General features: G+C 67.9%; 2 protein-coding genes. One reads left to right on the top strand and one right to left on the bottom strand.

Going from position 1 to position 1,305, the window contains the following annotated elements; all coding sequences use genetic code 11:
* Positions 1 to 376 precede the first annotated feature (376 nt).
* Positions 377 to 913: a DNA starvation/stationary phase protection protein Dps gene (dps, locus tag BMY19_RS30320; protein WP_100253897.1), complete on the top strand. Its 537-nt coding sequence runs from the start codon at positions 377 to 379 to the stop codon at positions 911 to 913.
* Positions 914 to 1,059: 146 nt separating this feature from the next.
* On the opposite strand, the gene BMY19_RS30315 is transcribed toward dps, so the two are convergent.
* A partial coding sequence (locus BMY19_RS30315) for an SDR family NAD(P)-dependent oxidoreductase (RefSeq protein ID WP_139215759.1) occupies positions 1,060 to 1,305 on the bottom strand: 246 nt, incomplete at its 5' end.

Below are 1,305 nucleotides of genomic sequence, written 5' to 3'. Positions count from 1 at the left end.
AGAAGATGCTCGGCGGTCGAGCGACCCATGCCCGACTTGGCCCCTGTCACGACGGCCACCCGTCCGCTGATGCCGAGATCCATCTGTACCGCTCCGCCATCGTTCGAGGGGACCGCCTCGGGTCACGACGAGAGCGGCGGTTGAGAAGTCCGCCTCGCGACGGGAGTTCCTTGCTCGCCCGTCATCGGCCCCCGGTTATGCAAGCTCGTCATTTGCGAGCCTCGTATAGGCCGCCACCTTCACCCGCCCCGGCGGCTGCACGAGCGACCGGCGTGAGCCTGGACGGCCGGGGTCTCAGAACCGAGCGTCTCCCCCTCCGACGAAGGGAACCTCCCCAGCCTTCTACAATTGCCGCCTCGGCATAACGGAGCAAAGCATGGCCACGAGCAGCACCCCGCGTACCCACCAGACCCGCAACGACACCAATTCAAACGCCAAGAGGGTGTCCATCGAGGCCCTGAACGCACGGTTGGCCGACGGCATCGACCTCGCTCTCGCGATCAAGCAGGCCCACTGGAACCTCAAGGGCCCGCAGTTCATCGGCATCCACCTGATGCTGGACGGTTTCCGCGCCGAGATCAGCGACCTCAACGACAAGGTGGCCGAGCGGGCGGTGCAGCTCGGCGGCACGGCCCTGGGGACGGCGCAGGTCGTGGCGGGGTCGTCCAAGCTGCCCGCCTACCCGACGGGCATCTACGCCATCGCCGACCACATCGCCGCGCTGATCGACAGCTACGCCGCCTACGCCAACGCCGTGCGCGAGAACATCGACGAGACGGACGAGGCGGGCGACCCCGGTACGGCCGACCTGTTCACCGAGGTCTCCCGCGCCGTCGACAAGCAGCTTTGGTTCCTCGAAGCCCACGTCCAGGAGCCGACGGGCCAGATGCGCGACGGCGACGCTCGCAACTGAGGAACGCCCCACCCCTCCGTTTCCGATCCAACGGAGGGGCGGTCAGGAGCGAGGAAGCTCCATCGTCATGTCGGCCAAGGCTGCTCGGCCGAAATCAGGCACACCGACGGCGATAGGGCGCGCTGCCGACCGGCGGCGGATCTCCCCTAGCTGAGCTTCGGCTGCCCGTTCGAGGCCGAAACGCCGCCGTCCACCGGCAGGTTCACCCCGGTGACGAAGCGTGCGTCCTCGCTCGCCAGGAAGGCGATGACCCCGCTGATGTCGTCTGGCTGTGCGCCGCGACCCATCGGGATGCGTTCGTTGAACTTGGCCACGAGCTCGGGCTGGTCCTGCATGCCGGCGGTGAACGGCGTGTAGACCAGCGTCGGGTTGACCGCGTTCACCCGGACGCC

It is taken from the genome of Methylobacterium sp. UNC300MFChir4.1, from assembly GCF_900110155.1.
Taxonomy (GTDB): Bacteria; Pseudomonadota; Alphaproteobacteria; order Rhizobiales; family Beijerinckiaceae; genus Methylobacterium.
Note: the sequence above shows the minus strand (reverse complement) of the source record. Positions and strands in the feature narration are given on the sequence as shown.

Excerpts from the sequence above, each read along its gene's own strand:
- dps (WP_100253897.1), top strand. The coding sequence starts at position 377 with ATGGCCACGAGCAGCACCCCGCGTACCCACCAGACCCGCAACGACACC.